The sequence below is a fragment of the Brevibacterium linens ATCC 9172 genome (assembly GCF_900169165.1).
Lineage (GTDB): Bacteria > Actinomycetota > Actinomycetes > Actinomycetales > Brevibacteriaceae > Brevibacterium > Brevibacterium linens.
This window is the reverse complement of record NZ_FXYY01000009.1, coordinates 52,790-77,751: the sequence shown is the minus strand read 5'-3', so window position 1 is coordinate 77,751 and position 24,962 is coordinate 52,790. Positions and strand designations below refer to the sequence as shown.

19 protein-coding genes and 1 pseudogene are annotated in these 24,962 nt (G+C 63.4%); 14 read left to right on the top strand and 6 right to left on the bottom strand.

Annotation, left to right across the window (positions count from 1 at the left end; all coding sequences use genetic code 11):
- Positions 1–56: 56 nt before the first annotated feature.
- From BLIN9172_RS09055 to BLIN9172_RS09030, 6 genes are all read left to right on the top strand, one after another.
- Positions 57–833: an IclR family transcriptional regulator gene (locus BLIN9172_RS09055; protein ID WP_101554776.1), complete on the top strand. Its 777-nt coding sequence runs from the start codon at positions 57–59 to the stop codon at positions 831–833.
- 238 nt (positions 834–1,071) lie between these two features.
- Positions 1,072–3,585 (top strand): GcvT family protein, encoded by a 2,514-nt coding sequence (locus BLIN9172_RS09050; protein ID WP_101554775.1) that lies wholly within the window; start codon positions 1,072–1,074, stop codon positions 3,583–3,585.
- A 1-nt stretch (position 3,586) separates the two neighbouring features.
- Entirely contained in the window at positions 3,587–4,399 is an 813-nt protein-coding gene (locus BLIN9172_RS09045) for an electron transfer flavoprotein subunit beta/FixA family protein (protein ID WP_101554774.1), read from the top strand.
- Positions 4,396–5,400, top strand: coding sequence for an electron transfer flavoprotein subunit alpha/FixB family protein (locus BLIN9172_RS09040; protein ID WP_101554773.1), 1,005 nt, complete (start codon positions 4,396–4,398; stop codon positions 5,398–5,400). Before BLIN9172_RS09045 ends, BLIN9172_RS09040 begins: the two co-directional genes overlap by 4 nt.
- 137 nt (positions 5,401–5,537) lie before the next feature.
- Positions 5,538–5,933, top strand: coding sequence for an acyl-CoA thioesterase (locus BLIN9172_RS09035; protein WP_101554772.1), 396 nt, complete (start codon positions 5,538–5,540; stop codon positions 5,931–5,933).
- 181 nt (positions 5,934–6,114) lie between these two features.
- Positions 6,115–6,522, top strand: a complete 408-nt coding sequence (locus tag BLIN9172_RS09030) for a VOC family protein (protein WP_101554771.1) — start codon at positions 6,115–6,117, stop codon at positions 6,520–6,522.
- Between the two features lie 104 nt (positions 6,523–6,626).
- Here the strand turns inward: BLIN9172_RS09030 and BLIN9172_RS09025 are convergent, their stop codons facing one another.
- The gene (locus tag BLIN9172_RS09025) at positions 6,627–7,388 is read right to left on the bottom strand and encodes a helix-turn-helix domain-containing protein (RefSeq protein ID WP_101554770.1); all 762 of its coding nucleotides are present in this window, start codon (positions 7,386–7,388) and stop codon (positions 6,627–6,629) included.
- 133 nt (positions 7,389–7,521) lie between these two features.
- Between BLIN9172_RS09025 and BLIN9172_RS09020 the strand changes: the two genes are divergently transcribed.
- The 7 genes and pseudogenes from BLIN9172_RS09020 to BLIN9172_RS08985 all read left to right on the top strand — a co-directional run bounded on the left by BLIN9172_RS09020 (position 7,522) and on the right by BLIN9172_RS08985 (position 15,189).
- Complete coding sequence (locus BLIN9172_RS09020) at positions 7,522–8,199, top strand: HAD domain-containing protein (RefSeq protein ID WP_170286873.1); 678 nt, start codon at positions 7,522–7,524, stop codon at positions 8,197–8,199.
- On the top strand, positions 8,196–8,978 hold the full coding sequence (locus BLIN9172_RS09015) for a glutamate racemase (protein ID WP_101554769.1): 783 nt from the start codon (positions 8,196–8,198) through the stop codon (positions 8,976–8,978). The genes BLIN9172_RS09020 and BLIN9172_RS09015 overlap by 4 nt, the downstream gene beginning before the upstream one ends.
- Positions 8,979–9,074: 96 nt before the next feature.
- Positions 9,075–10,004: a slipin family protein gene (locus BLIN9172_RS09010; protein WP_101554768.1), complete on the top strand. Its 930-nt coding sequence runs from the start codon at positions 9,075–9,077 to the stop codon at positions 10,002–10,004.
- 65 nt (positions 10,005–10,069) lie between these two features.
- Positions 10,070–10,666 (top strand): HdeD family acid-resistance protein, encoded by a 597-nt coding sequence (locus BLIN9172_RS09005; RefSeq protein WP_101554767.1) that lies wholly within the window; start codon positions 10,070–10,072, stop codon positions 10,664–10,666.
- A gap of 356 nt (positions 10,667–11,022) precedes the next feature.
- A complete protein-coding gene (locus tag BLIN9172_RS09000; protein ID WP_101554766.1) occupies positions 11,023–12,525 on the top strand; it encodes an inorganic phosphate transporter in 1,503 nt (500 codons plus the stop codon).
- A 469-nt stretch (positions 12,526–12,994) separates the two neighbouring features.
- Positions 12,995–13,795: pseudogene (gene erm, locus BLIN9172_RS08990) on the top strand (23S ribosomal RNA methyltransferase Erm); the annotation flags it as partial.
- Positions 13,796–14,279: 484 nt separating this feature from the next.
- Positions 14,280–15,189, top strand: a protein-coding gene (locus BLIN9172_RS08985) for an IS5 family transposase (protein ID WP_205751037.1) whose coding sequence is annotated in 2 segments (ribosomal slippage) — positions 14,280–14,651 and positions 14,653–15,189 — 909 coding nt in all. Because the reading frame shifts where the segments join, the coding sequence is not laid out codon by codon here.
- On the opposite strand, the gene BLIN9172_RS08980 is transcribed toward BLIN9172_RS08985, so the two are convergent.
- Entirely contained in the window at positions 15,167–15,583 is a 417-nt protein-coding gene (locus BLIN9172_RS08980; protein ID WP_101554829.1) for a VOC family protein, read from the bottom strand. The two genes, BLIN9172_RS08985 and BLIN9172_RS08980, sit on opposite strands and share 23 nt — an antisense overlap.
- Before the next feature lie 307 nt (positions 15,584–15,890).
- Here BLIN9172_RS08980 and BLIN9172_RS17900 point away from each other — a divergent pair, with 307 nt between their 5' ends.
- The gene (locus BLIN9172_RS17900; protein WP_145997943.1) at positions 15,891–17,114 is read left to right on the top strand and encodes a hypothetical protein; all 1,224 of its coding nucleotides are present in this window, start codon (positions 15,891–15,893) and stop codon (positions 17,112–17,114) included.
- A gap of 16 nt (positions 17,115–17,130) precedes the next feature.
- Here BLIN9172_RS17900 and BLIN9172_RS08965 read toward each other — a convergent pair whose 3' ends face one another.
- From BLIN9172_RS08965 to BLIN9172_RS08950, 4 genes are all read right to left on the bottom strand, one after another.
- A complete protein-coding gene (locus BLIN9172_RS08965) occupies positions 17,131–20,352 on the bottom strand; it encodes a type I restriction endonuclease subunit R (protein ID WP_101554761.1) in 3,222 nt (1,073 codons plus the stop codon).
- Positions 20,349–22,142: an ATP-binding protein gene (locus BLIN9172_RS08960; protein WP_205751036.1), complete on the bottom strand. Its 1,794-nt coding sequence runs from the start codon at positions 22,140–22,142 to the stop codon at positions 20,349–20,351. The genes BLIN9172_RS08965 and BLIN9172_RS08960 overlap by 4 nt, the downstream gene beginning before the upstream one ends.
- 96 nt (positions 22,143–22,238) lie before the next feature.
- Positions 22,239–23,366, bottom strand: a complete 1,128-nt coding sequence (locus BLIN9172_RS08955) for a restriction endonuclease subunit S (RefSeq protein ID WP_101554760.1) — start codon at positions 23,364–23,366, stop codon at positions 22,239–22,241.
- Positions 23,363–24,961 (bottom strand): class I SAM-dependent DNA methyltransferase, encoded by a 1,599-nt coding sequence (locus tag BLIN9172_RS08950; protein ID WP_101554759.1) that lies wholly within the window; start codon positions 24,959–24,961, stop codon positions 23,363–23,365. Before BLIN9172_RS08950 ends, BLIN9172_RS08955 begins: the two co-directional genes overlap by 4 nt.
- Between the last annotated feature and the right edge of the window lies 1 nt (position 24,962).

Below are 24,962 nucleotides of genomic sequence, written 5' to 3'. Positions count from 1 at the left end.
CTACCCCACGCCCTGAGACTCTGGCCGGGTTGCGCGTCGTGAGTTACAGTTTCGAAATGAGCAACAGCGAAGCGGGCTCGGGAGGCGTCCAATCCGTGGATCGGGCCGTGACGATCCTCGAGATCATCGCCCGCACCGGGCTCGCCGGGATCACCGAGATCGCCGGTGAGCTCGGGGTGCACAAATCGACGGCGTCGCGCATCGTCTCCACCCTGGAGGCCCGCGGACTCGTCGAAAAGGATCACCACCGCGGCCGATACCGCTTGGGCCTGTCCATCCTCCGTCTGGCCGGGGCGACGACCGCGCGCCTCGACATCGCTCAGGAGGCCCGCCCGATCACCAAGATGCTCGCCGAGGCGACCGGTGAGACGATCAATGTCGCCGTCCTCTCCGACGGCGCAGCCCTCTACCTCGACCAGGCCTCGTCGACGTCGTCGGTGCAGAGCCACAACTGGGTCGGTCAGCGCATTCCGCTGCACGCAACCTCCAACGGCAAGGTCCTGCTCTCGGGCCTGAGCGAGGACGGCATCCGCGAGACCCTGGGGGCGAAGCTGACCCGCTACACCCCGCACACGGTGACCTCGGTTCCCCAGCTGCTCACCCAGATCGCCGAGGTGGCCGCCACCGGATCCTCGCTCGTCATCGATGAGCTCGAGGTCGGGCTGACCGCGGTATCCGCTCCCGTGCGCAACGCCCACGGGGACGTCATCGCCTCGATCTCGGCATCGGGACCGAGCTTCCGCTTCACCACGGACAAGGTCGCCTCGGCCAGAGACCTGCTCGCTCAGGCCGCCGCCGACATCTCCGCCCGCCTCGGGTGGCGCGAACACTGATTCACAACGCTGAACCACGCGAGCTCGGCACGGACGCGCTGACGGCAGCCTCGCCGGTCACCCCTGAAGCCGCTCTCAACACGCTCGCTCGACCCGACGAAGACGGCACAGACAACCTCTTGACACTCCCGCCTCGGCGGAGGACGATCATCGTACGCAGTTCCACATAGCGCGCATCGTTGCATAATTCGCAACTATGCCGGTGAAGGCGACGAAGCCTTCAGAGAGGAGCCTGCTCATGGCTTCCGTCCCCGCCCAGGCCAGCGTCGTCGTTGTCGGAGCCGGCATCGTCGGCAACAGTCTCGTCCATCATCTCGCCGAACTCGGGTGGACCGATATCGTCCAGGTCGATAAGGGCCCGCTGCCGAACCCGGGCGGCTCGACCGGACACGCCTCGAACTTCATCTTCCCCGTCGATCACTCGCGTGAGATCACCGACCTCACCCTCGACAGCATGCGCCAGTACAAAGAGCTCGGCGTCTTCACCGAGTCCGGCGGCTTCGAGGTCGCCCGCACCGAGGAGCGCATGGAAGAGCTGCGGCGGCGCATGGCCTCGGCACGGGCCTGGGGCATCGAATCCTCCCTCGTCACCCCCGCCGAGGTCGCCGAGAAGGTGCCGTTCCTCGATCCCGATGTCATCCTCGGCGCGTTCTGGACTCCGACCGTCGGCGTCGTCGATTCGGTGCGGGCGGGCACGATGATGCGCGAATCCGCCGAATCGACAGGTGCGCTCACGGTCTCGCCCAACACCGAGGTGACCGGCATCGATGTCGAAGACGGGCAGATCACGGCCGTGCACACGACGAAGGGTGAGATCGCAACGCACCGCATCCTCGTCGCCTGCGGTGTGTGGTCTCCGCGCATCGCGGCCATGGCCGGTGCCGCGATCCCGCTGACTCCGGCCGTCCACCAGATGATCAGCGTCGGACCCGTCCCGCAGCTGGCCGAACGTCCCGGTGAGATCTCGTTTCCGATCGTGCGGGACATGGATACCTTCTGCTACGAGCGCCAACACGGCTCCGACATGGAGATCGGCTCCTACGCCCACCGGCCGATCCTCCACGACCCGGATGAGATCCCCTCGATCGAGGCGGCGAAGCTCTCCCCCACGGAGATGCCGTTCACGGACGAGGATTTCGATCCGCAGCTCGAACAGGCCGTCGAACTCATGCCCGAAGTGCTGTCGAATCCGGACGTCGAAATCCGCTATGCCATCAACGGTCTGCTCTCGCTGACCCCGGACGGGGCACCCATCCTCGGCGAATCACCCCAGGTCAAAGGCCTGTGGTCGGCGGCGGCCGTGTGGGTGAAGGAAGGGTCGGGCGTCGGTCGGGCCGTAGCCGAATGGATGACGAACGGCCTGCCCGAGATCGACGTGCAAGGTGCCGACATCGCACGCTTCCACTCTCACCAGCGCACCCGCGCCCACGTGACGGCGCGCACCTCGGAGGCCTTCAACAAGACCTATGGGATCGTCCATCCCGGCGAGCAGTGGAGTTCCGATCGCGACGTCCGCCGTTCACCGATGTGGCAGCGCGAGGTCGAGCTCGGGGCGGTGTTCTTCGAAGCCGGCGGGTGGGAGCGACCGCAGTGGTTCGAGTCGAATGCCGGACTGCTCGACGAGTTCGGCGACGCGGTGATGGATCGCAGCGCCGAATGGGATTCCCGTTGGTGGTCGCCGATCATCAATGCCGAGCACCTGGCGATGCGCAGGCGCGCCGGACTCGTCGACCTCTCGAGCTTCGTCATCTTCGACGTGTTCGGCCCCGCCGCCCTCGACGCGGTCCAGCACATCGCCCTGGCGCAGATGGATGTGGCCGTCGGTCGGGTCGTCTACACCCCGATCCTCGATGAGAACGGCGGGTTCCGTTCCGACCTGACCATCATGCGACTGGCACACGACCGCTTCCGCGTCGTCACGGGCGCCGCCCACGGAATGGTCGATCTCAAATGGTTCGCCGATCGCCTGCCCGATACGGGCGCGCAGATCGCCGATCTCACGAGTTCGTGGACGACGATCGGGCTGTGGGGACCGCGAGCCCGCGACATCCTCGGCGAGCTCACCAGCGCCGATGTCTCCCATGAGGGGTTCGGGTTCGGCACCGCCCGGGTCATCGAGATCGGTTCGCTCGAGGTGCTCGCCTCCCGCATCTCCTATGTCGGCGACCTCGGCTGGGAGCTCTACGTGCCGATGGAATCGGGGCTGACGCTCTGGGATGCGCTCATGGACGTCGGCCGAGGTCACGGACTCCTCCCCGTCGGTCTCGGCGTCTACGGCACCACCGGTCGGATCGAAAAGGGCTACCGCGCGTTCGGGGCCGAGCTCGATTCCGAACGCAGCGTCGTCGAGGTCGGGATGAGCAGACCGAAGGTGAAGTCCCAGGATTTCGTCGGCAGGGCCGCACACCTGCGCCACCGCGAGGAGGAGCCGAAGACGGTCCTGTGCTCACTCACCGTCGATGACCACACGAGCGCCAGCGGTCAGATGCGGTACATGCTCGGCGGGGAACCCATCGTCTCTGCCGACGGCGATCCGCTGATCGACGGGCACGGCCGGACCTCCTATGTCACCTCGGCGGGGTCGGCTCCCAGCCTGGGCAGACACGTGCTCATGGCGTTCCTCCCACCCGCCGAGGCGGTGCTGGGCAACCGTCTGCAGGTCGTGTACATGGAGGAGTTCTATCCCGTCACGGTGGCATCGGTCGATTCGACGCCGCTGTTCGACCCCGACAACGAGTGCATCAGGAGATGAGATGAACATCCTCGTGTGCATCAAACGCGTCCCCGATATCGCCGGCTCCGTCACCGTCGATGCCACCGGCACCGGGATCGACGACTCCGGGCTCGGCCACACCATGTCCTCGCATGAGGAATGCGCCGTCGAGCTCGCGATCCAGACCGCGGCCGCCACCGGTGGGACGGTCACGGTGCTCACGGTCGGTCCCGCCGAGGCGGTCGAACAGCTGCGAGCGGCCGTGGCCGTGGGTGCGAACGACGGCATCCTCGTCGAGGCGGCCGACCCGTCCGTGTTCGCACCCGAGGACATCGCGCAGATCATCGGCGATGTCATCCGCGATCGCGCCGAGGCGGGACAGACCTTCGATCTCGTCCTCACCGGCGACGATGCCGCCGACACCGGCGATTTCCAGGTCGGGATCCGCCTGGCCTACGACCTCGAGTACCCGGTGCTGACGAACATCCAGACGATCAGTGTCGGTGGGACGGATGAGGGCGGCGGGCCCGGCGGCGACCCCGGCTCCGGTCGCATCGAGGCGCGCGGGATCGGGCCGGCGGGAACGGAGATCTTCTCACTCGGTCTGCCCGCGGTCGTGGCCGTCCATGAGGGCGGGGTCGACCCGCGCTACCCCTCGATCACCGGGCGGATGAAGGCGAAGAAGGCGCAGGTCGTCGAATACGACGCCCCCGAACCCGGGACGGGCAGCCTCCGCGTCCGACTCGAACTGCCCGAGGTGAAGGCGAGTTCGGTGACCATCCTCGGCGAGGGGCCTGACGCGGCTCCCGCCCTGGTCGATGTGCTCGAAGAGATCGGAGTGATCCGGCCATGACCATGGTTTTCGTCGAAACGGACCCGGCAGGCGAGGTCACACTCACCTCCGCCGAAGCCCTCACCTTCGCCCGCAAAACCCCCCAATTACTACCTGACGGCGGCGCAGCAACCTCGCGCGAGGTATCTGGGCCCCCGTCAGGTAGCACGGAAGGGGTGGTGATCGGCCCGCTCAGCGGTGCCGCCATCGCGGCGCTCGGGCGACTCGGGGTCAGCGTCATCCACCATCTCGACCACCCGGATCTCGCCGAGTACTCCGCGGCGGCCTGGGCGCAGGCGATCGTCGACGTCGCCCCGGAGTCCGGCACACTGTTGGCCTCGGGCACCCCGCGCGGCATGGAGCTCATGGCCCACGCCGCTGTCCGCACCGGCGCCCGCATGGCTGCCAATGTCATGGCCGCCGACGAGGATGGTCTGCTGCGTCAGGTCCACGGCGGCACCGCCTTCGAACGCCTCCGCCTCGACGGGGATCTGCAGGTGCTCACGATCGCCGGCCACGCCTGCACTCCCGAAGAGACGACCCCGGTGACCCCGGAGGTCTACGACTACGACCTCACCGTCGCCGAGGCGGACCTGGCCACCCGTGCCCAGAGCACCGAGGTCGAGGCCGCCGATGATGCGGCCGGACTGACCTCGGCCAGGGCCGTGGTCGGGGCCGGTCGCGGAGTCGGGTCGGAGAACGGATTCGCAGAAGTCCTCGAACTCGTCGACCACCTCGGCGGGGCCTTGGGCGTCTCCCGCGTGGTCACGGGTCTGGGCTGGCGCCCGCACGCCGAACAGGTCGGTCAGACCGGCAGTCGCATCTCCCCTGACGTCTACATCGCCTGCGGGATCTCCGGAGCGATCCAGCACATGGCCGGGATCGAAGGCGCGAAGACACTCGTGGCCATCAACACCGACGAGGAAGCGACGATGGTCCAGCGGGCCGACTACGCGATCATCGGCGACCTCCACGAGGTGGTCGGAGCCGTCAACGAGGAGATCGTCCGCCGTCGCGGCTGAGCGCAGTTGGGCCCGGGCTCCGCCAAGGCCACTTCGGAGAGTAACAAAGCACTGAGAATTTCCGTTGGCGCGGGCCACCTGATTAACTATGGAACGATCGTTCAGACCTCGTTCCCAATCAGCTCCCGGAGGCAGTCATGGCCACTTTCGAACTCTCACCCGAAGTGCGCTGGTCGGATCAGGACCTGCTCGGCCACGTCAACAACGCACGGATGATTACCCTCATCGAGGAATGCCGCGTGCGCTGGATGCACGAGATCCGGGCCGGACACATCACCGGAGGCGGACTGCTCGTGGCCCGCCAGACCATCGACTACCTCGTGCCCGTCATGTACGGCCCCGAACTGAAGATGACCGTGACGGTGAAGAAGCTCGGCAACTCCTCATTCACCATCAACACCCGAGGTGACCAGGACGGACAGCAGGTCTTCGACCACGACTGCGTGCTCGTCCACATCGATCGGGACTCGCAGAAGCCCACCCCGCTGACGCCCGAGCTGCGCGCAGTCTTCGAACCCTACCTGCAGGGCTGAGGCCCGACCATTGGCGTAGGTGGGAGAAATAGTCACGAGAATCGGCTCCGGGCGTGACCATTCAGCTCACCCAGTATGAGCCTATCGCCCGCCCGACAGCAGCGAGCACCTCCCGGGGGGACGCGCGATCATGGCCGATTCGTTCAAGCCGACTCCCTGCACGTCCACATAGTCTGAAGTCATGAAACTCGACGCGATCTCGATCATCACCTCAGACATGCCCGCCGCCATCACCTTCTACTCCGCGCTCGGCCTCGAGCTCGCCGACGGCGGCCCGGACGCCCCACACACCGAGTTCTCCTCCGGATCCCTGCGGATCCTCCTCGACACCGAGGCGGTCGTCCTCGGCATCGATCCCGAATGGACCCGGCCGACGGGCGGACACACGATGTCCTTGGCCTTCGACTGCTCCACCGCCGAGGCGGTCGATGCGACATTCGCCCGGCTCACCGGCCGTGGCGCTGAGAACTCCGCCCCCGTGGCCGGAGTCGTCCACGAACCCTGGGACGCATTCTGGGGGCAGCGCTACGCCGTGGTCTCCGATCCCGACGGCAACAAGGTCGACCTCTTCGCCGCCCTCAACTCCTAATTGCTACCTGACGGGGGCCCAGCAACCTCGCGCGAGGTTGCTGGGCCCCCGTCAGGTAGTAAATGGGCGGGCGGACTGGTGGGACGAACGCCTAGAGCGCACCCTCATCCGATGAGCGAGCGCTCGTCCCTTCGCAGGTGAGCAGCATCGGCGTACCCGACTTCGGCCGCGGCCGCTGTCCGCGACCGGCCCGCATCAATGAGGTCTCGTGCGGCCTGCCAGCGCAGGATCTTCGCCAGATGCTTGGGCCCGTAGCCGAACCATTCCGCGCTCAGCCGGCGCAGCTGCCGCGGTGAATACGCGAACTGTGCGGCCGCCTCGGTGACGGTCTGGGCCGGCGAATTCGAGCGCACATCCAAGGCCCGGGCCAAGGCCATCGGACGCGGATCCAGCATGGCTCGGTCCGTCAGACCGCCGGCCGTATCAAGCAGCACCCGGGCAACTCCCATCACCGCAGCGGGCCCGCCCTCACCGACTTTCCCGCCACTGGCATGGCTGCCGCCGATGACAGCGTCGAGGGGCGTCACCCGATCGGCAAGCTCCCCCGCCGAGGTGGTCAACAGCTGCGCAAGCACGCCGGAGTCGAATCGCAGGCCCACCGTCGGTGCAGCCGAACCGTGGAACATCCGTGCCGTGGAATCGGCGCCGGCGATGAGTACCTGAGAATCGATGACGATGAGATCCATGCACCCGTCGGGAACGATGAGCGATGGAGCCGCGGCAGGTGCGACAGTCGGCCCGGAAGCCAGACCGGCGGCAGTGTTCCCACGATCAGGGTCTGCCGCCTCGGTGAGGGAATCGGCCTTGTCGGGAACGGAGACCCACAGGCTCGCCCGCAGACGTGGGATCCGGGTTTCGCGGTACACGGACTCGGCCTCCTGACGCTCTCGGCGGTAAACTCGTCTGTGTTCATCTGGTGCGAGCGGCGCGATCTGCCCCCAGAATAACGCGCGAATGGCCCGATAGAGGGTCGAACGCCCAAGCTCACGGGAAGGAATGATGGCTGCAGCATCCTCGGCGCCGGTATCGGCGCGCAGGCAGGCTCGCCATGTCACTGTCTTCCTCGATGTCGATGGCGTCCTCAATTCCTATCCTGTGCCAAAGCTGCGCGGCATGGCCGAGGGGCGGAAGAAGCTGCACGCGTGGCACTACGAACTCCATTACCGGCCGTCCGTCGTCGAATTCTTCGACCGCATCGTCGAGACCCACGAGGTCGATGTCGTCTGGCTGTCGACCTGGTCGCAGCGGTGCAAGTCCGAACTCGAACCGAAGTTCGGTCTGCGCAATTCCTTCGACGTCATCGAAATGCCCGATAAGACCCACAATCGCTTCGCTCACGATCCGCAGCAGTGGTGGAAAGCTCGTGCCATGGAGGACTGGCTGGCCACGCACGAACACGGGCGCGCGATCTGGATCGATGACGACCTGGCGTGGCCTGCCACCCGCAAGTACTTCCTCGAGAACTACTCGTCCAACCGCCTCAAACTCATCGCCCCGGACTTCTCCCACGGCCTGACGAAGGCCCATCTCAAGGAGATCCGGGAGTTCGCCTACCCGAGGACTGGCGTTCCGAAGACCGGCGACACCAAGCCCGGCGGCCCGAACGCCGGCGATTCGAAGACCAGCGAAGCCAAGACCGACGTTCCGACGACATCCGACCTGAAGGGGACTTCATGACGCGCATCGGCCTGCTCGATTCCGGACTCGGACTCCTCGGCACCGCCGACGCACTGTTCAACCTCGCTCCCGACGCAGATCTCGTCCTCGCGATGGACCCGGACTTCACCCCCTACGGCAGCCTGAGCACCGACACCCTCGAACAGCGGGCCCTGCAGTCGGCCGGGGTGCTCGCCGAATGGGAACCCGACGCCATCGTCATCGCCTGCAACACCGCCTCGGTGCAGGCCCTCGAAGCCGTCCGTGCCCGCTACGAACCGACCATCCCCGTCATCGGCACCGTCCCTGCGGTGAAGATGGCCGCCGGCACCGGGCAGGACTTCGCGATCTGGGCGACCCCAGCAACCACGGGCAGCGAGTATCAGCAGAACCTCATCGACTCCTTCGCCGCCGACCTGCACGTGGCCAAGGTCGCCTGCCCCGGCTTGGCCGAGGCCATCAACGCCGCCGATCTGAACAAGATCGACACCGCCATCGAGGATGCCTTCACCCAGATGGGACCGGGAATGGAGACCGTGGTGCTCGGCTGCACCCACTACGGACTCGTCGCCGACCGGATCATGGCCGCTCGCGCCGGAGCGCTGACCGTCTTCGACTCCCCCATGCCGGTGGCCAAACAGACGCTGCGTCGCATCGGCCTCGAACCCGCCGGAATCGGCGAGGAGCGTTCGGACACCGGACACGTGCTCGCGACCTTCGCCTCCGGCCGACGCGTCAGCCTCCCCCAGGCGCTGGAGGCCTACCCGGCCGGCAAACGACTGCTCGCCCGCGAGGCCTGAGCACCCCGCCTCCGCGTTCCCTCCGAGCCCGGTCTTTCCACGCCGCGCAGGCGTAAAATGGGGTGGACAGTCAATCGTCAAAGGAGGCGATTCGACATGTTGGCGCTCAGTATCCTCGCCGCAGTTGTCGCACTCGGAGCAATCACGCTGGGAAACAGCCTGAAGATCGTCAAGCAGTATGAGCGCGGGGTGGTCTTCCGCCTCGGCAGAGTCAATTCCGAGCCCCGTCCGCCCGGGATGACTGCGATCGTCCCCTTCGTCGACAAACTCGAGAAGGTCAACCTCCAGATCGTGACCATGCCGATCCCCGCGCAGGAGGGCATCACCCGCGACAACGTCACCGTCCGCGTCGACGCCGTCACCTATTTCAAGGTCGTCGACCCGTGCAAGGCAGTCATCGACGTCGAGGACTATCAGCTCGCCGTCGGTCAGGTCGCCCAGACCTCGCTGCGTTCGATCATCGGCCAGAGCGAACTCGACGATCTGCTCACCAACCGCGAACGCCTCAATCAGGGTCTGGCGAGCATGATCGACAGCCCCGCCGTCGACTGGGGCGTCCACATCGACCGCGTCGAGATCAAGGACGTTGCCCTGCCGGAGACGATGAAACGCTCGATGTCGCGCCAGGCCGAAGCCGAACGCGAACGTCGCTCCCGCGTCATCATCGCCGACGGCGAGCTGCAGGCATCGAACAAGCTCGCCCAGGCGTCCGAGGCCATGGCCCACACTCCGGCCGCTCCTCCCACCACCGAGGCGGGAGCGAAGTCGACCACGGAAGCAGGAGTCACACCCACCACGGACACCCCCGCCGAGGCGGCCGACCAGTCCGAATCGGACACGAAGTCAAACGTCCCCGCCGACCTCGAGGCCATCGTCCAGGCCATGTCCGAATCGCTCAAACTCACCGGGCTGATGCCCGAGCAGGAACGCGTCACCTCGGACATGCCGGAGCAGGAGCGGACCACCTCGGATTCGGCCGCACGGTCCGACACTGCCGACCAGGAGGAGCACTTCGGGCACGCCTGAACCTGCCCGCCGACCTCGCCTGCCGTCTTCAGCGTCTGTCCAAACCCGAGGACTAGGCTGTGCGCATGGACCTCAAGCGCACTGGAAGAACAGTCATCGTCAACGGCGTCATCGCCCTCGTGATGGGTGCGCTGATGATGGTCTGGCCAGGCACCTCCGCCGAGGTGGTCGTGCGGATCTTCGCCTGCTGGCTCGCCGTCATCGCCATCTCCTCCCTCGTCTTCGCACCGCCGGGAGGCCGCACCGGCAGCATGGTCACACGCGCGGTCCTACTCATCCTCCTCGCCGCGCTCATCTTCTTCACCCCGATGCTGTTCGCCTCCATGGTCACCGTGCTGACTGGATTCGCAATCATCTTCTTCAGCTTCCTCGCCCTCACGATGTCCTTCTTCATCCGTCGGATGGGCGTCAGGACCTGGTGGGCGCTCACCGTCATCGGCGTCCTCGGCATCATCCTCGGCGGCTTCTTCCTCTTCGCACCGGGCGCCGGAGTGACCGCGCTGATCTTCACCCTCGCCGGGTTCATCATCCTCGTCGGCATCGCCCTCATCGCTCTCGGCCGTCGCCTGCGCAAGGTCGACAGGCAGATGAAATCCGACCCTCACCGCAACCGTCCCGACGACGACGGCGGTGATGTCATCCGCGGGGAGATCATCGACTGACTCCGGCCGCCTCGGCGAGCTTCTCCCACTTCATTTGAGCCCGGGTCCGCGCAGATGCGGATCCGGGCTCGGTCTTACCCGCGTTTCGGGCTACAGTGGTCATTGTCACACAGCGAATCTTGGTCCCCGGCACACCCCTGTGCCACCTTCCGACAGGGCCCGCCGATATAGCACCTGACCTGGAACATCACGTGAACACACGGCAAAACCTACCGACTGTGCATGAGCACTTCGTGACTCTCGGACGCGGTGTTCACCGTCCGTTCACTTTCGCCGTAACCTGGCGGTCATTCGACCTGCGAATCATGGAGGCAGACAGACACTGCCTCATCGACTGAATCCCGCTAGGAGAACGAATGACCCAGGTTCTGGCCCCGGAGCGCCACACTCCGCCGCCGGCCGTCGGCCGCAGCAACGACCGCCTCTGGCATCTGGCCTTCGGTGGGCTGCTGGCGATCACCCTCATCGCCTTCACCCTGTGGTCCTTCGACTTCGTGGGCCGGGACGCTCCCCGCATGGTGCTCGTCACCACGGTCATCTTCGGCGCCTTCATGGCGTTCAACATCGGCGGCAACGATGTCGCCAACGCCTTCGGCACCTCCGTCGGCGCCGGCACCCTGACGATGAAGCAGGCACTGCTCGTGGCCGCGATCTTCGAGGTCAGCGGCGCCCTGCTGGCCGGCGGGAATGTCACTGACACGGTCAAGAGCGGCATCGTCGACCTCAGCGGGGTGGCGATCAATCCGATGGACTTCGCCTTCATCATGATGGCGGCCCTCCTCGGCGCCGCGGTGTGGCTGCTCGTGGCGACTCGGATGGGCTGGCCGGTGTCGACGACGCACTCGATCATCGGCGGCATCATCGGCGCATCTCTGACGATCGGCTTCGTCACCGGCACCGGCGGACTCGCCATGGTGCAGTGGTCCGAGGTCGGTCAGATCGCGATCTCCTGGGTGCTCTCCCCCGCCCTCGGCGGACTCGCCGCGTTCGTCATCTACGGGCTGATCAAGAAGTACGTGCTCGGCACGACACTGTCGCACACGCTCAAGCCGCACATGCTCGCCCCGGTCTCCGCAGCTGAGGGATCCGTCGACGCACAGATCGACACCGCCACCGAGGATGCCCCCACCGGCGAAGGATCGATCGGCACCCATTCGGCTCTGCAGCGGTGGGTTCCCCTCATCGCCGCCGCCGGCGCGGTCATCATCACTGCGATGCTGCTGTTCAAGGGTCTGAAGAACCTCGACATGAGCGTGACCACAGTCGGCGGCCTGCTCATCATGGCGATGATCGGCGCGGCCGTGTGGCTGGCCGTGTTCGTCTTCGCCAAGACCCTGCGCAAGCAGACGGTTCCCCGTGCCACCTACATCCTGTTCTCCTGGATGCAGGTGTTCACCGCCTCCGCATTCGCCTTCAGCCACGGGTCGAATGACATCGCCAACGCCGTCGGCCCCTTCGCCGCCGTCCTCGATGTGCTCCGCACCGACAGCATCAGCGGCGAGACGACCGTGCCGTTCGCGGCCATGCTCACCTGCGGCATCGCACTCATCGTCGGTCTCTGGTTCATCGGCCGCAAGGTCATCGCCACCGTCGGCACGAAACTCACCGAGATCCACCCGGCCTCCGGATTCGCCGCGGAGCTCGCTGCCGCGGGAATCGTCATGGCCGCCTCGGTGAGTGGTCTGCCGGTGTCGTCGACGCATATCCTCATCGGTGCGATCATCGGCGTCGGTCTGGTCAACCGTTCGGCGAACTGGAAGCTCATGAAGCCGATCGCGCTGGCATGGATCATCACCCTTCCGGCCGCCGCGGCCATCGGTTCGATCGGCGTCATCACCCTGCGCACCATGATGGGCTGACCCACTGACACGAACGCTCGCACGCGTCCGCCGGACCGCGTTCGAGACATCATGTCGAACGGATCCGCTCCTCGCCCCGCCGGCTTCCACGCGAAATCGGCGGGGCGTTTTTCGTCCGAACCATGGTCTCGGCAAAACTCCCTGTGCTATCTTGTTCGGCATGGGAACATTGAACAGCAGCGCAATGACTGCGCCTTGCTTCTTCATTCGTCTCCGCAGCGCCTGACAGCGCGCCGGACGGATTCTTCTGCGATCGGCTGACCGACGACGGTCACCCTGATCACCTCTGCAAGCGCGTTGTCCTCCCGGAGAGCCCTCGGCATCCGGGCGATGCGGCAATCGGCTGATCCCATTCCGATCCCCTGACCACTGCGATCATCAGTGATCGACCAGGTCATTCCGGATCGATCTGACTCACCACCATTGCGCTGCCTCGGGTGCCTCCATCTGATTCTTGGAGCACATCCCATTGCGATCCCGCACACCACGACACCATTCGACACGCAGACAGTCCCATTCGCACTCGGCCCCGCGGTCACAGCACGGCGGACGGCATGAACTCGGCCAGAACTTTCTGCGCTCATCCACCACCATCTCAACGATTGCGGGCCTGGCTCGTTCCACCTCCGGACCGATCATGGAGATCGGTCCGGGTGATGGGGCAGTCACCGCCGAGCTCTACCGGCTCGGGCGAGAGCTCACGCTCATCGAACTCGACGAAACGAGGTTGGATCACCTTGAAGACACGTACCCGCGGGCCGAGGTCCGGCACGCCGACATCCTGACCACTCGGCTCGACCGGCCGGTCATCGTCGGCAATCTGCCGTTCCACCTCACCACTGCCATCCTCCGCAGGCTGCTGCGCTCCGGACGCTGGCAGCGGGCCATCCTGCTCACGCAGTGGGAGGTCGCCCGCAAACGCGCAGGAATCGGCGGATCGACCATGATGACCGCGCAATGGGCTCCGTGGTTCGACTTCCGCCTCGTCACACGCGTCCCCGCCGATGCGTTCACCCCGAAGCCCAGCGTCGATGGCGGCATCCTCACCATCGATCGCTGTCCCACCGGATCGATACCGGCCAAGGCTCGATCCGATTATCAGCAATTCGTCCGTGCGGTCTTCACCGGTCGCGGGCGAGGAATGAAAGGAATCCTCTCGAAGATGAGCATCACCGATCACCGCAGCCTGCAATCGACCATGGACCGCAACGACATCAGAGGAGACACCTTGCCCAAAGACCTCACCCCCGACCAGTGGACCGGACTGTTCACCGAACTGGCCGGCGAATCAGATCAGACGAATGCGAAGAAGGGATCGACCATGCGAAACAACAAAGGAAAGAAGAACCCCATCACCGAGGCGGCCCCGCAGACACCGTTGATCACCGGGGAGGTGCCCATCGTCGGCGCCCAACCGGCGACCGAGAAGCTGCAGGCACCCATCCCGGGCACAGGTCCGAAGGCGAAGAGCCATGACAAAGGCCATCTGCAGGCCGAACGCGGTTTCATGAATCAGCATCAGAAACCGCAGCAGCCCCAGCCGAGGTGGAATCTGCCGCGCAGGTGAGATCCGAGCGGGGCGAAGGGCCGCCTCGGCGAATGTTGTTTCGACATCGCCGAGGTGGTCGTCCCTGATCGCCCACCGGTGAGCTCGCGGGCGAATACGAGCTCATGGAGCGAAATTCACGGCTACGTTCGCCGCATCTAGGGCGTGTCTCCTTTATTGACGATTTCATCACTGACACGGTGAATGTGTGACAACAGATCAAAGACACCACGTATTCACCGATGAACAATGGTCACGCATCGAACCACTCCTACCTTCCAACGAGGGCAAAAGAGCTCGACCCTTCGAAAACAACCGTCGGATCGTCGAGGGCATCGCCTACCGATACCGGGCCGGCATCGCCTGGCGCGACCTTCCACGAGAACACTTCGGCCCCTGGCAAACAGTGTGGAAACGACACCGCCGCTACGCCTCCGACGGCACCTGGGACCGCGTCCTCGCCCAGATTCTCGCTGATGCCGACGCTGCCGGCGACATCGATTGGAACGTCTCCGTCGATGGCACGATCAATCGTGCCCACCAGCACGCAACGAACACGTCCCGCCCTGACCAAGACACAGGGGGCTACCTCGAATTACAAGAATCTGACCGATCAGGAGACTGAGCCAGCCGGGCATGGCATCGGACGGTCTCGTGGCGGGCTGACGACGAAGATCCATCACGCCGTCGACGGTAAAGGTCGACCGTTGGCGATCGTGATCACCGGCGGCCAGCGCCATGACGGAGCGATAATGCCTGAAGTGTTGGCAGATATCCGAGTTCCCCGAGTCGGTCCTGGCCGTGCACGGACCCGTCCGAACTCGGTTCTGGCTGACCGTGCTTATGGGTCCAGAGCCAATCGAGAGTATCTGCGGACCCGTAGGGTCAAGGCGGTGATCCCGGAGAAGAGCACCCAAATCACTGCCAGGAGAAACCGTGGGACTTGTGGTGGACGTCGACCAGCATTCAATGCCGTTGCCTATCGGAATCGCAATGTCGTCGAGCGATCATTCGCCTATGCCAAGCAGTGGAGAGGACTGGCCACCAGGTATGACAAACTCGCGATCGTCTATCGAGCAGCGGTCGTGATCAGCGCTATCCTGACGTGGCTGCGTTAACAGCAGACAGTTCTGCGACGACTTCAGCTTTGAAGCCTGCAGAGTTCTCTAACCAACCGGCGTAATGGTCCGGTCCGCCCGCGTGGGGGTATCGGTCGTGATAGAGGGGCCTCCACCCGTGTTCTGCGGCGTCTGTCATGATCGTATCGACGCTGGCGGGACTACCGGCTTTGAACGCGAGATGATTCACCCCTGGTCGTCTCCGATCATGGGTCTCTGCAGTCGTGTTCGGTGACGTTGTCAACGTCAGGTACGCGCCACCTCCTGTCCACGTTTGTCCCTGCGTCCAGGTGCTTGTGAGTGTGAACCCGAGGCGGCTCAGTAGCCATCCCCACTCAACGGAAGCCTCCTCGATATCGGCGACCCAGACTTCGATGTGATGAAAACCAGCCATCATGTAAGTCTCGCAAACAGATCCCGAGGAAATAGGAGACACGCCCTAGTTGCCTCGCCTGGCTAAGTTTTCTCTCCGCAGAACCTTCGGGTCTCAAAGCTTGAGCCGAACAGAGCGATGCTTTGTGCACCTCCACCAAAAGAAGCAGAATATGTTACATCGGTAGTTCGAATGGTTGGTTGACTCCAGAGCAAGGGGGGCATGGTTGCCGCGAAAGATCAAACGCGAGGGAAATCACCAGCATCTCTTTGCCAGCGTGACTACGTTCCTTGAGCACCGAGGTCTCTTCCGCCCTCAGGTCAAGAGAATGGCTGCGGACATTCGGCACCGAGCTGATCTGGTCGACCGCTTGCCACGCCTCGTGGCATATGCGCTCCACCACGATCAGTTCTTTCGAACCCTGAAAGAAGCCGAGGAGCTGAAATCGCCTGAAGCTAAGAAAGTCGTACTTAAGGGGCTGACCCTTTACGCTCGAGAGTCTCCGTGGCCCGACCAAGTCGACTTCGTCGCGAGACGACTTCTTGGTTTCAACAGCCTCGCGATCCCTCAGGTTCAGGCGGTGATGCGGCAAGCAAAGGTATGCACGCCTGGTGAGCGTCGCGTGGATGCTCAGAAGGCGCTTGTCCGAAAAGCTCGCTTGACCAAGCAGGCCCGACCTTTTCAGCTTGCCGTACTCAGAGGTGTCGGATGGAAGGAAACGTCGCAGTGGCTTGAGGGGCTGCCGTACGCGGCGTCAAAGGGACGAGGGCAGTCTTTGTATTCTCCGGATCAGATTAAGGCCCTCAACCTTCCGCGGATCGACGAACGCTCTTCGCCGAAGAGGAAGAAGAACAACCGCCTCACCACCGAGAAGACAGTGATGAGCACGGCTGTTCCAGCCCGAAGGCAAGAGCCGGAATCTCCACCGCCTGCCCCAGCGGCCCGAGAATCGGGCGGAGCGCTGGTTGTATTCGACGATTCGATCTTCGCGAACATCAAACACCGCGTGGAGACAGGCAGTTGGCGTGTCATCTCGGCTGACACCTATTTTCTTGCCGAAGCGCTGAGCGTTCACCAACGATGGATCATCAGGTTCCCAGAGCGGGTTCGCGTCAGCACCTCGACAGTCGTCGATAGCATCAGAATCCGCGTGCAGGAGAAGGGGCTGGTCGCGGACCTTTGGCTCGGTTCCGCGATTGTCGATCGCATCAACTTCCAACGTTCACTGATTCGTTCTCAGACCCCTATCCCCGACGGCCCGAAACAGAGCGTCGGCCTGATCCTTCTCTATATCTTCAACGCCAATCGCAAGCTCAAGAAGTCCCATTCCGCTGAAGACCTAAGTCTTGCATTCACAGTTTCGTCAGCTCACTTTGCGATCTCTTCCGTCTACCGAATCAAAACGGCAAGCTCGATGGCTGACATCGGTGTCCACTCGAGGGTTCGCGGAAACTCCCCTCATTCGGAGTCCAAACGACACGACGTCCGGGGCCACACCCGGCGGGTTCGCGGCGTCGACTATCGGGTCAAAGCACATCAGCGCGGTGGGTGATCTTGTTCGATCGCGATCATGCCGCCTGCACCTTCGCCAGCTCCTCCATCTGATCGATGACGAGCTGGATCGCCTCTTTGCGCCGATCCGGCGGGTACTTGTGCCGGATGAGCAGCAGCTTCACCGATGTCCGCAGCTTGGCACGAACGTCGTCGCGCACAGTCCAGTCGGTCTTGACATCACGCTGCATAATTCCCACGAGTTCCCGGGCGATCTGCGCCAATGTGTCCGCGCCCTGGCTCTGCACTGCGGATTCGTTCTCCGCCACCGCATCATAGAAGGCCAGCTCCTTCCAATCCAGAGGCGGATCGAACTGCTGACCACGGTTGCCTTCGTCGGCCACCTCGCGCGCGAGCTCCACGAGCTCTGCGATCACCTCGGCCGAGGTCAACTGCTGATTCGTATACCTGTTCATCAGCTCTCGGATCCGCTCGGCAAATGCCTTCTGCCGCACGAGGTTGCTCTTCGTCAGCTGCGTCGCCCGGTCGGTGAGGACATCCCTGAGTGCTTCGATGGCCAGGTGGGGAGTCGGAGACTTCTGGGCTTGGTGGGTGAGATCCGGGGTCAAGTCCTGCAGCGACGGTTTCGAGAGCCCAGCGGCCTCATAGATGTCAACGATCTCCCCAGCATGGGTCGACTCCTCCAGCAGGCCCGCGAGCATCAGCTCGACGTCCTCGGATACCGGGCGCCCCGAGGCCTGCCGCTCCTGCGCGTCGAACTTCGCCATCCACACGCGCACCTCTTCGTAGAACTGCGCGTCCGCTCGCCTGTCTTTGAGTTCGTCGGCGCCGCGGGCCAGTGCCCACGCTCGTGCCAGACTTCCGGACAGGCGCCGATAGTTCTCAGCCAGTCCCGACCCCTCAGGTGCATTCGTGCCCGAAGAGTTCTCGGTGCCGTCGTCGAGCCCTCGAGGGTGTTGTGCCAGCGTCACATCCGCATGCGCGGGATCGCGCAGATAGTTCGTCAGGCCCAGTGCAGCCTTGATGTGACTGCCGGGCTGTCCGTCGAGTTTCGCCCGCCAGTCGTATCCGGCGCACAAAGTGTCCAAAGCATCAAGAAACTCGTGAACAACTCGCACAGCATCGTCGAATTTGCGCCCCATCGGTTCGGTTTCCTGATCACGCGCCGTGTATTCGGCCAGCGCGTTGCGCAGGTTGTTCGCGATCGGAGCATAGGCGACCATGAGTCCGTCGGTTTTGCCCCGATAGGTGCGATTCACTCTCGCCAGGGTCTGCATGAGCAGCGCGTTCTTCAGAGGCCTGTCCAGATACAGCGTGTGCAGCTGTGGGGCGTCGAAGCCGGTGAGCATCATGTCCTTGACGATGACGAGTTCGAGTTCGTCGTCGACGTCTTTGATGCGCTTCTGAATCGTCTTGTTCTGCCCCTGCCGCCGGCGATGCTTCGCGATGAGTCCGGAATCCGACGAATTCGATGAGTAGACGACCTTGATCCTGCCGGCGTCGACGTCGTCGCTGTGCCAGTCCGGGCGCAATTCGATGATCTCTTCATAGAGTCGGGCGCAGATCTCACGCGTGGCGCAGACGATCATCGCCTTGCCGGGTGCGGCGATGAATGGCCGCATCGATTCCGAACGCTGTTCCCAGTGCTCGACGATATCGGCGGCCAGCAGCTGCAGCCGTTCGTGGTTGCCGTAGACGGAGTTGATCACGGCGACCGACTGCTCCACGCGGGTGCGTTCGACATCGTCGAGGCCCGCGGTCGCCTCGTCGGCCGAGGTGTTGAGGTCGTCTTCGGAGACCTCTTGCCCCAGTCCCATCTCGATCAGGCGCGGCTCGTAGACGACCGGGACCGTGGCGCCGTCGCTGACGGCCCGGGAGAGGTCATAGGTGTCGATGACATCGCCGAACACCTCTTGGGTGTTGCGGTCGGCGAAGGAGATCGGGGTGCCGGTGAATGCGATGAATGAGGCTCTGGGCAGGGCGTCGCGAATGTGTCGGGCGAAGCCGTCGAGCTCGTCATAGTGGGACCGATGTGCTTCATCGACAATGACGATGATGTTCCGGCGATTGCTCAGTTCCGGGTGGTCGAGCCCGTCGGCGCGTTCGCTGTCGGTGCGACCGAACTTCTGCAGCGTGCTGAAATAGATCCCACCCGTGGCCTTATGGGTCAGCGCCTCCCGGAGTTCCCGCCGGGAGGAGATCTTGACCGGATTTTCGGCTAGAAGTTGGGAGCGGTCGAAGGTTTCGAACAGCTGGGAGTCGAGTTCGGTTCGGTCCGTGACGACGACGATCGTCGGATTCTTCAGTTCGGGTCGGATCGCGACGAGATGGGCGTACAGTTCCATCTCCATGGACTTGCCCGATCCCTGCGTATGCCACACGACCCCCGCACGACCGTCGCTGCGCACCGCCTCGACGGTAGTGCCGACCGCCTTGGTGACCGCGAAGTACTGGTGCGGTTTGGCGACCCGTTTGGCCAGACCGTCCGCGCCTTCGTCGAAGGCCACGAAGTTGCGGATGATCTGTCCGAATCGCTCCTGATTGAACACCCCGTCGATGAGCACTTCGCTGCCGAGGCTCGCTCCCGTATCCGTGTGGTCGCGGCCGAGTGCAACCACCGCGCCGTCGTCGTCGACATTCCATGGTGAGTAGTGGTTGAAGGGGGTGAATGGGGTCCCATATTTCGCGTTCACTCCGTCGCTGACGACGGTGAGGGCGCAGCAGGAGAAAGCGTCGGGGAATTCCCGCAGGTACGTCTGCAGTTGCGCGTAGGCCTCTCGTTCGCCTGTGTTCGCGTCGCCGGCCCGTTTGATCTCCATGATCACCAGCGGGAACCCGTTGACGTAGAGAACGATGTCGAAGCGTCGTTCGATCTCACGGTTGCGGATCGTCACCTGGTTGATCGCCAGGTAGGAGTTGTCCTCGGGACGGTGGCTGAAGAGGCGGATCGTCGGGTTCTGTTCGGTTCCGTCGGCATCGATGTAGGAGATGCCGCGATAGCCATGGGTCAGGTATCCGTGGAACCTGAAGTTCTCCGCAATCGGATCCGCCGAGGCGGCCGCGAGGATCTCTCCCAGCGCTTCGTCGAGGTACCGCGGAGGAACGCCCGGGTTGAGCGTGCGCAGGGCCTGAGCTGCCCGAGTCTTGAGGACGAGGCCGTCCCATTCCGTCCGCCCATCGGTCTGCCCGGGTATGACCTCCGGGCCCGGTACGTGCTCCCACCCGTTCTCGACGAGGCGGTCGATGTGAAAGGTCTCCCATTCGGATTCGGGGATCATACTTCCTCGTTTCTGGCGATGAGGCGATAACTCTGTTTGGAACTCGACTGCGTGCCGACCCGTTCGACGATCCCTCGTTCCATCAGGGTTCTCAGCCGACGCCACACAGTGGTGTGACTCAAGCCCAATTGCGATGCGATCTCACTTGTCAGCGCATGGCCTGCACCAAGAGCCTGAACCACGGCATCGAGTTGCCCATCGATCCCGGGCTGACGAGACTGCATTTGTGAAGGTATCGCAGCAGCCATCGTCGGTTCGCCGGGCACAAGGTGGTAGCTGGCGTATCGTCTGCCGCCCTTGATTTCGGCTATTCGTCGATCAACAAGGTCTTTGAGGACGGCTCGGGCTTCGTCACCGGGCACGCTCCAGCCTTTGAGCATGGCGACGTTTGTTCGTCCGGCATTGATCATCATCGCGATCGCCAGATGATGAGTGTCCGACAGCCCGGCAAGACCCAGTCGGTTGATCCGGTCCATTGTCTGTGTCGACAACAGTGCCGTCCTCTGCATCGTCACTGTGAGGTGTCCTGGTGAAACGTCGAACTCGGGCGGAGACATTCCGACCGCTCTGAGTGCCGCTGCCACTCTGACCAGACCGGTTCCGCGGTTTTCAACGATGGTCTCCTTCTCCCCGATCACAGGCATATCGGAGAGGAGCTTCGCCAAAGTGGCATTTCGGGAGGTCGAGCCACCTTCGTCAGTGCCCAGCGATTCTGCCGCCACTTCCCCGTACAGTCCTCCGGGACTCCGCACTTCCAGTCGATCCGGGAACAGTTCGATCTGAATCTGGGTCCCCCGGGATTCCGGACTGTAGTCGCGATGAAGCAGGGCATTGGCGAAGACCTCACGCAGAGCTTCGATCGGGTAGTCATAGCGGTCTTCGCGTCCGATTCCGTGAATGATCGCGGCTCGGCTCATGTGTTTGCGCATTGCGTCTATAGCCGCGTCAAGCTGATCGGGAATCGGACCGTCCAGGCTGAGGTTGTCGTAGAAGCGTTCCCCGGACGGCCCCAGGCTCGCTCGATCACGTCCAGGAAAGACTACGAACGAGATGAACAACTGAGGGAAGAACTGCTGAGGGTATTTTCCGACGGTCAGCAGTCCTGCCAAGGTGGGGCGAGTCTCTCCGCCGGCGGTCGTGAGAACCCCCAGTCCTGTCAGCACTTCGTCCTCGTTCTGGCCTTTGAACGCGCGCGGAGTGCGCTCTGTGGCCCTCTTGACGAGTTCGGTGCAGAGCTCGTCATCAAGGTGCTCTCTGCTTGCCTCCGCGACTTGTTCGCGGTCGTGAGTCTGCTGAATCGTATTCGTGAGCAGCTGGGTGACCTCATAGCCGGTCAGCTTCCGATCACCGTCCCCGCTGCGGATGAAAGAGCCCTGGTGCGCGCCACGGTCTGTGAGGTGGCAGGGTTTGTCCTTGGGCAGTGCTTCGGAAACAACAATGCGGACAATGGCGGAGCCCTCGAATTCGAGGACTTCGACTTCATCTCGAATCGGAGGTGTCAGTTTGTCAGCGCACGCACCGGCGAGAGCATCACGTATCGCAGCGGCGTCGAAGCCGTCAGCTGCGGTGAAGTCGGCCGATTCGTCGATGCCGAGTAAGACAGTTCCGCCCTGACCGTTGGCAAAAGCGCTCAAGGTCTCCGGAACCGTCTTCGGAAGCTTTCCGACCGAGGCCTTGACCTCGACATCGGCTGGCTCCACCCCAAGCGTCCGGAGGCGATGCACGGCTGCAGTCAGTTCAGCGTCTTGCACCTTTTCACCGACCTCCCTCCTTTTCAGAAACCTTACCACCTTTTCAATTCAGTGAAAGAGTTGTCGAAGTAGCTGTCCAAGTGGGCGCTCCCGGCTCCGAAGCCGGCTGTTCAGACGAATGCAGGTTCGACTGGCTCAGACCGCGTCGCTCACTACCGCCTCCGCATCCTTGACCGTGATCTTTCCGTTCATCAGCAGCGGGAGAAGTTCGTCGCGAGTGCGAGCGAGAGCCCGAGACTCAGACACAGCCGTCTTTACACGCTTAAGCAAGCTCAATGACAGCTCTCCGAAGCGATTTAGACTCTCGTCGTCCACCTTGGCCAGCCGGTAATCCGCAACGTCTGCAGCCGCAAGCCTCTGCCGACCACTGGTCCCCTGCATGTGCTTGATCGCAAAATCGCGAAAGCGCTCACTCTTCGTCAAAAAGAACGGGACAGCTGAAAGCAATGGCGACCTAGCACGGAAGACGATGAACTCAGTCGAACCAACACCGACTTCCGTATTCTCGAGGAAATCTACGTAGCCAGCTTTGCCGTTCTCCAAGCAAGGAGTAATGCGCGCAAGCAGCACATCGCCGTTAATGAACCGTGCACCGCTCTTTGCTTCGCGAGTGGACCACGAGCCCACAGTCATGGAAGAGTCAGGAAGGTCCTTCATGCCAAGATATGGAGCCTGACCAGCCAGTTTTTGAGAGGTTCGAGGATTCACGTCGAATAGGTCGCTGACGGTCAAGAACGAGCCGTCCCCCGTGAAGCCATCCAGCCTCAGTAATGCGAAGCGTTCTTGCAACAGATCTTGCACCGCACCGGACAGTCGCTCATTGGCGGCGATTTTGTCGTCGAGGGCGCCGAGGACCTCAGCGATCGCCGCCTGCACGTCACGTGGTGGAACGTAGACAGGTATCCCGGCCAAGTAGTTGCGGTTCAATGACGGCTGGGCACTTCCGGAGTTGAAACCGACGAAATCGATTCCCTTCAACATCCAGTACACCCACCGTGGGTCGTTGCCCTTGAAATCGGTGACGAACAGGCAGGTGTTCAGCGGCCAATACGGTTCTTTAACGTAGGTGGCTACGCCGATTGATGCTCCACTTCGGCCAATAGCCACGCCAGGCCCTGGGTATCGAGCAACATCATGAACGCCTGTAATCCCGGACGAACCAACTACGGGAATTTGCCCATCGGCCGCACGATGGCTTTCCGGCAAATCGTGTCCACGCTGAAGGGTCACAAGCTCCGATAAGTTTCGAGTTAGCCAACTCATCCCAGACGCTCCAGCTGCTCGCGGACGACCGTTTCCAACCTGGCCGACTCATCGAAGGCCTCGATCAGCTCCCCCTTGAGCCTCGCGATCTTCTCGTCGATCGGCTCCAAATCCTCTGGCTCGGGCGCCGACCCGACATAACGGCCCGGGGTCAGCGCGTAGCCGGCCTCCTTGATCTCGGCCAGCGGCACTGTACGACAGAATCCCGGCACGTCTTCGTACTCTCGTCCGGCCGCCTCGGCGGATTCAGATCCGATCCACGCATGGAACGTACCCGCGATCTCGGCGATGTCTTCATCGGACAGCGAACGCTCGGCACGGGAGATCATGTGCCCCATTTCGCGCGCATCGATGAAGAGGACTTCGCCGGCCCGGGCTCCCTTCTTCTTCGCGAAGAACCACACGCACACAGGAATACCGGTCGAGCGGAACAGCTGAGTCGGCAGCGCGAGCATGCACGAGACCAGGTCGGCCTCGACGATCCGAGCACGGATATCGCCCTCACCACCGGTGTTCGACGACATCGACCCGTTTGCCATGACCACGCCGGCCTTGCCCTTGTCGGTGAGCTTGGACAGGATGTGTTGGATCCAACCGTAGTTCGCGTTCTTCTCCGGCGGGACACCGAAAGTCCACCGCGGGTCCTCCTCGCTGCGTGCCCACACTTTGAGGTTGAACGGCGGGTTGGCCAGGACATAGTCCATTGGGGTATCCGCGTGGATGTCGCGGGCGAAGGTGTCTCCCCACTTCTCACCGAGACCTTGGACCTCGATCCCGTTGATCGCGAGGTTCATCTTCGCCATCCGCCAGGTCTCCTCGATGGATTCCTGACCGTAGACCGCGATGTCTCGTGGATCGCCGTTATGGTCTTCGATGAACTTCTCCGACTGGACGAACATGCCGCCGGAACCGCAGCACGGATCGTAGACCCGCCCCTTGAACGGTTCGAGGATCTCGACCATCGTGCGCACCACCGGTCGCGGGGTGAAGAACTCGCCGCCCCGCTTGCCCTCCGCACGGGCGAACTCGCCGAGGAAATACTCATAGACCTCCCCCATGAGGTCACGTGCCCGGAACTCTCCCTGCCGGGAGAAGCGCGTGCTGCTGAAGAGATCGACGAGCTCACCCAGACGACGCTGATCGAGATTGTCCTTGTTGTACAGGCGCGGCAAGGTTCCCCGCAGGGACGGGTTGGCCTTCATCAGCTGATCCATCGCCTCATCGATGAGAGCACCGATGGTCCTGCCGGCTTCGGCCCCTGAGGGCGCCTGGCCTTTGGCATTCTCAGCCAGGAAATCCCACCGCGCGGCAGAGGGAACGAGGAAGATGCCCTCGCCGACATAGGTATCCGGGTCCTGGAGCAGCTCGGCGATGTCTTCCTCGTCGATGCCTTGCTCTTCATAGTCGGACCGCAGCACCGACTGTTCCTCCTCGAATGCGTCCGAGACGTATTTGAGGAAGACGAGACCGAGAATCACGTCCTTGTACTGACTCGCGCTCAGCGAGCCCCGCAGGCGGTCGGCCGCCTTCCACAGAGTCGCTTTGAGTTCGCTCATCGTCGTCGGCTGTTCGACGGCGTTCTTCTTCGTGGCCATG

Bases quoted from the DNA above. Each gene is read 5' to 3' on its own strand.
- BLIN9172_RS09055 (WP_101554776.1), top strand. From the start codon at position 57: ATGAGCAACAGCGAAGCGGGCTCGGGAGGCGTCCAATCCGTGGATCGG.
- BLIN9172_RS09050 (WP_101554775.1), top strand. From the start codon at position 1,072: ATGGCTTCCGTCCCCGCCCAGGCCAGCGTCGTCGTTGTCGGAGCCGGC.
- BLIN9172_RS09045 (WP_101554774.1), top strand. From the start codon at position 3,587: ATGAACATCCTCGTGTGCATCAAACGCGTCCCCGATATCGCCGGCTCC.
- BLIN9172_RS09040 (WP_101554773.1), top strand. From the start codon at position 4,396: ATGACCATGGTTTTCGTCGAAACGGACCCGGCAGGCGAGGTCACACTC.
- BLIN9172_RS09035 (WP_101554772.1), top strand. From the start codon at position 5,538: ATGGCCACTTTCGAACTCTCACCCGAAGTGCGCTGGTCGGATCAGGAC.
- BLIN9172_RS09030 (WP_101554771.1), top strand. From the start codon at position 6,115: ATGAAACTCGACGCGATCTCGATCATCACCTCAGACATGCCCGCCGCC.
- BLIN9172_RS09020 (WP_170286873.1), top strand. From the start codon at position 7,522: ATGGCTGCAGCATCCTCGGCGCCGGTATCGGCGCGCAGGCAGGCTCGC.
- BLIN9172_RS09015 (WP_101554769.1), top strand. From the start codon at position 8,196: ATGACGCGCATCGGCCTGCTCGATTCCGGACTCGGACTCCTCGGCACC.
- BLIN9172_RS09010 (WP_101554768.1), top strand. From the start codon at position 9,075: ATGTTGGCGCTCAGTATCCTCGCCGCAGTTGTCGCACTCGGAGCAATC.
- BLIN9172_RS09005 (WP_101554767.1), top strand. From the start codon at position 10,070: ATGGACCTCAAGCGCACTGGAAGAACAGTCATCGTCAACGGCGTCATC.
- BLIN9172_RS09000 (WP_101554766.1), top strand. From the start codon at position 11,023: ATGACCCAGGTTCTGGCCCCGGAGCGCCACACTCCGCCGCCGGCCGTC.
- BLIN9172_RS08980 (WP_101554829.1), bottom strand. From the start codon at position 15,583: ATGGCTGGTTTTCATCACATCGAAGTCTGGGTCGCCGATATCGAGGAG.
- BLIN9172_RS17900 (WP_145997943.1), top strand. From the start codon at position 15,891: ATGGCTGCGGACATTCGGCACCGAGCTGATCTGGTCGACCGCTTGCCA.
- BLIN9172_RS08965 (WP_101554761.1), bottom strand. From the start codon at position 20,352: ATGATCCCCGAATCCGAATGGGAGACCTTTCACATCGACCGCCTCGTC.
- BLIN9172_RS08955 (WP_101554760.1), bottom strand. From the start codon at position 23,366: ATGAGTTGGCTAACTCGAAACTTATCGGAGCTTGTGACCCTTCAGCGT.
- BLIN9172_RS08950 (WP_101554759.1), bottom strand. From the start codon at position 24,961: ATGGCCACGAAGAAGAACGCCGTCGAACAGCCGACGACGATGAGCGAA.